At 69.1% G+C, this 3,686-nt stretch carries 4 protein-coding genes and 2 pseudogenes; 1 reads left to right on the forward strand and 5 read right to left on the reverse strand.

Going from position 1 to position 3,686, the window contains the following annotated elements; all coding sequences use genetic code 11:
- Positions 1 to 748: pseudogene (locus CSW58_RS11075) on the forward strand (PQQ-dependent sugar dehydrogenase); the annotation flags it as partial.
- Positions 749 to 939: 191 nt separating this feature from the next.
- Here the strand turns inward: CSW58_RS11075 and CSW58_RS11080 are convergent.
- The 5 genes and pseudogenes from CSW58_RS11080 to CSW58_RS11100 all read right to left on the reverse strand — a co-directional run.
- A complete protein-coding gene (locus CSW58_RS11080) occupies positions 940 to 2,055 on the reverse strand; it encodes an NAD(P)/FAD-dependent oxidoreductase (RefSeq protein ID WP_099447326.1) in 1,116 nt (371 codons plus the stop codon).
- Entirely contained in the window at positions 2,052 to 2,339 is a 288-nt protein-coding gene (locus CSW58_RS11085; protein WP_201721646.1) for a type II toxin-antitoxin system RelE/ParE family toxin, read from the reverse strand. Before CSW58_RS11085 ends, CSW58_RS11080 begins: the two co-directional genes overlap by 4 nt.
- Positions 2,336 to 2,644: a hypothetical protein gene (locus CSW58_RS11090; RefSeq protein ID WP_099447327.1), complete on the reverse strand. Its 309-nt coding sequence runs from the start codon at positions 2,642 to 2,644 to the stop codon at positions 2,336 to 2,338. The genes CSW58_RS11085 and CSW58_RS11090 overlap by 4 nt, the downstream gene beginning before the upstream one ends.
- 38 nt (positions 2,645 to 2,682) lie before the next feature.
- Positions 2,683 to 2,973, reverse strand: a complete 291-nt coding sequence (locus CSW58_RS11095) for a hypothetical protein (protein ID WP_099447328.1) — start codon at positions 2,971 to 2,973, stop codon at positions 2,683 to 2,685.
- 45 nt (positions 2,974 to 3,018) lie between these two features.
- Positions 3,019 to 3,686: pseudogene (locus tag CSW58_RS11100) on the reverse strand (DUF6537 domain-containing protein); the annotation flags it as partial.

Here is a 3,686-nt window from a genome sequence, read left to right on the forward strand (position 1 = left end):
ACGGCGAGACGGTGTCTCAGGTCAGCGTGATCTGGCGCCAGACGCCCAAGCTGGACTCCGCCCTGCACTTTGGCGGACGCCTGGCCTTCGCCCCGGACGGCAAGCTGTTCATCACCACCGGCGATCGCTCGATCCTGCCGGGCCGCGTCCAGGCCCAGCGCCTCGACGGGACCCTGGGCAAGGTGATCCGGATCAACGCCGACGGAACCGTCCCCGCCGACAATCCCCATGCGGGCCAGGCCGGCGTGAAGGGCGAGATCTGGTCGGCCGGCCACCGCAACCTGCAGGGCGCGGCCATCAACCCGGCCACGGGCGCCCTGTGGACGGTGGAACATGGCGCCAAGGGCGGCGACGAGATCAACCATCCGCAGGCCGGCAAGGACTATGGCTGGCCGACCATCACCTATGGCGAGGAATATTCCGGCAAGCCGATCGGCGAAGGCCTCACCGCCAAGCCGGGCCTGGAGCAGCCGCTCTATTACTGGGACCCGGTGATCGCCCCCTCGGGCCTGGCCTTCCATAACGGCGGACTGTTCCCAGCCTGGAAGGGCAGCCTGCTGGTCGGCTCGCTGCGCGAGAAGCACGTCGCCCGCCTGACCCTGGACGGCGACCGGGTGGTCGGCGAGGAGCGCCTGTTCACCGAGCTGGACCGTCGCATCCGCGACGTCCGGACGGGCCCGACGGCGCGGTCTATCTGCTGACCGACGAGGACGAGGGCCAGCTGCTGAAGGTGGTTCCCAAGCGGTAGGGGGCGATTTCGGCTTTCTCTCTCCACCACCTCCCCGACGAAGGTCGGGGCCCAGATTCACCCAGAGAGTCCGAGTATGATCCGACTTCTGACGCCGCCCAGATCCCCCGCCGCTCCGGGTTCGATCTGGGCCCCGGCCTTCGCCGGGGAGACGGAGCGTAGGTGATTTAGGCAATCATCGGGCTGAGCCCTCAGTCCAGCAGTCGCGCCGCCACCGTCTCGCCGATGGCCAGGGAGCTGGTCAGGCCGGGGCTCTCGATGCCGAACAGGGCCATCAGGCCCGGCAGGCCGTGGGTGTCGGCGCCGCGCAGCTGGAAGTCGGGCTGCGGCTCGCCGGGGCCGTGCAGCTTGGGCCGCACCCCGGCATAGTCGGGCGTCAGGGCGTCTGCGGGCAGGCCGGGCCAGAACTTGCGGATATAGGCGGCGAAATCGGCCGCCCGGGCCGGATCGACCGAATAGTCCGGCTCTGAGACATAGGCCAGGTCGGGCCCGAACACCGCCTGGCCGCCCAGGTCGTTGCGGTAGTGGGTGCCCAGCGCCCCATGGATCGGCGGCGGATAGATCAGGCGCTGGAACGGAGCCTTGGCGGCCAGGCGGAAATAGACCCCCTTGCCGAAATGGCCCTTGGGGATCTGGTCGGCGGGAAAGCCTTCGATCTGGCCGGCCACGGCCTGGGCCGACAGGCCCGGCGCGGTGATCAGCAGGCGGCAGGTCAGGCTGGTGGCCTCGGCCCCGCCGGCCCGCACGGTGAAGCCGCCGCCCGCCAGAGGCGTCGCGCCCTCGAACGGCGTCTCGACCACCACCGCCCCGCCGGCCGCCTCGATCTCGCCGCGCAGGGCCAGCATGTAGCCGTGGCTGTCGAACACGCCGCTCTCCGGCGACAGCAGGGCCGCCTCGGCCCGCAGGCCCGGCTCCAGGGCCCGGGCCTGGGCCCCGGTCAGGCGCTCCATGCCCTCGACGTCGTTTTCCTGGGCCTGGACGAGGATGGCCTCCAGCCGCTCGACCTCGGCCGGCTCGGTGGCCACCACCAGCTTGCCGCATTTCTTGTAGTCAACATGGTGGGCGTCGAGGAAGGCGTAGAGGGCCCGCCGCCCGGTCACGCACAGCCGCGCCTTCAACGAGCCGGTCGGATAGTAGAGCCCGCCGTGGATCACCTCGGAATTGCGCGACGACACCCCCTGGCCGATCGCCGCCTCGCGCTCCAGCACCGCCACCACAAGCCCGCGCTTGGACAGGGCATGGCCGCAGGCTAGCCCCACGGCCCCGGCCCCCACCACGACGGCGTCGAAATCAAAGGTCTGGGTCATTTGAACGTCACAGGTCTGCGCGCACCATGCCGGATACTGAGAATAAAGATGTCGCGCGGTCGCACACGGTAAAGGATGAGATAGGGCCCGACCGTCACCCCACGCACGTCGATACCGTAGTCAGGCCGGAAGTCGTAGCCTTCCGGCGCGTCGGCGATCGAATGGCAGCGCGCGATCAGTTCCCCCACGAAGGCCTCAGCCGCGTGCGGCTTGTCAGCGGCGATCTCACGCCCCACCTGCTCGATCTCGTCGAAGGCGAGCTTGCTCAGCCGGACTGACCTCAAGCCCCACTTTCCTGGGCCTCGGCCAGAAGGCGGTATTTCTCGCGAAGCCTGCCCAGGATCTCGAAGGCGTCGCCGTAGTCGACCTGGGCATCGGGATGCGCCGTGACTTCGTCGACAAGCGTGGCGAAGGCCACCGCTCCGCCTGCCAGTTCGACAGCTCTCAGATGTTCAAGTTCGAGCAGCGCGCCAGCCACCGCCTCGTCCAGCGTCCTGAATTCACCGGAACGCACACGGCGCTCCAGATCCGAAACGGTGCTGGACGGCAGGCTGACCGTGACGGTCGAGGCTTTCACCGGCTTGTTCATGCCAAGAGCCTAGCACGAAGACCGTGGCGCGCCAGTCGTCAGGGCTTCGAAGGTGGTCGTAAGCCGGCCAGCAGCTCTTCGAAAAACGGACGCGCATCCACATCGTCAGCGGGGACGTCCTCGGCTTCGAGCTGGTCCAGCAGCGCCTCGAGCTTGTCGGCGCCGCCCACGATCTCGGCGGCGCGGCGATAGTTGAGCTCGGCCAGTTCTGCGGCGACCCCTTCGTCAAGAGACGCGAACTCGCCGCGTTCGACACGCGCGTTCAGATCCGCCGCGTAGTCCGCGGAAAGATGCACCGTCACCTGGCTGGCGTCGACCGGCTTGCTCATAGAGGCAAGCCTAGCACGAAGCCTGCGCTGGACCAGACCCTACCCTTACCACTGGCTCCACAGGGTCGCCGCATCAGCCTTGGCGACCGCCACGGCCTTGTCCTTGACGTGGCCATAGCCGCGGATCGCCTGGGGCACGGCCGCGATGCGGGCCGCCAGGGCTAGGCGCTCGGGGTCAGGCCGGCGATCAGGCGGTCGAGATCAGCCTCGTACGACGTGATCAGGCCGCGCTCCATGCGGCGCTCCTCGGTCTTTCCGAAGATGTCGAAGGCCCCGCCGCGCAGGCCCTTCATCTTGGCCATCAGCGGGAAGGCGTAGTCGAGCATCCAGCCGCCGAAGGCGATCTTCTTGGGCTTGCCGTCCGGCCCCTTGGGCGCGATCAGCGGCGGGGCCAGCCAGACCTTGGCCTTGCCACCCTTGAAGGTTCCGGCCAGCTCGGCCGCGAAGCGACCGTCCGTATACAGACGGGCGACCTCGTACTCGTCCTTGTAGGCCATCAGCTTGTACAGATTGATCGCCGCCGCGCGGGTTAGGGCCTCGCCGCCCCCCGCCGCCGCCTCGGCCGCCGCCACCTGGGCCACGCGCGCGGCGTAGCGGTCGGCATAGGCCTGGTTCTGATAGCCGACCAGCTCGGCCGTGCGCCTGGCGATCAGGTCGGCCAGGGGCATGGTCTCGGGGGTCGGCACATCCACGTCGCGCGGGCCGGCCGAGGC

It is taken from the genome of Caulobacter sp. B11 (assembly GCF_002737765.1).
Lineage (GTDB): Bacteria > Pseudomonadota > Alphaproteobacteria > Caulobacterales > Caulobacteraceae > Caulobacter.

Excerpts from the sequence above, each read along its gene's own strand:
- CSW58_RS11080 (WP_099447326.1), bottom strand. The coding sequence starts at position 2,055 with ATGACCCAGACCTTTGATTTCGACGCCGTCGTGGTGGGGGCCGGGGCC.
- CSW58_RS11090 (WP_099447327.1), bottom strand. The coding sequence starts at position 2,644 with ATGAACAAGCCGGTGAAAGCCTCGACCGTCACGGTCAGCCTGCCGTCC.
- CSW58_RS11095 (WP_099447328.1), bottom strand. The coding sequence starts at position 2,973 with ATGAGCAAGCCGGTCGACGCCAGCCAGGTGACGGTGCATCTTTCCGCG.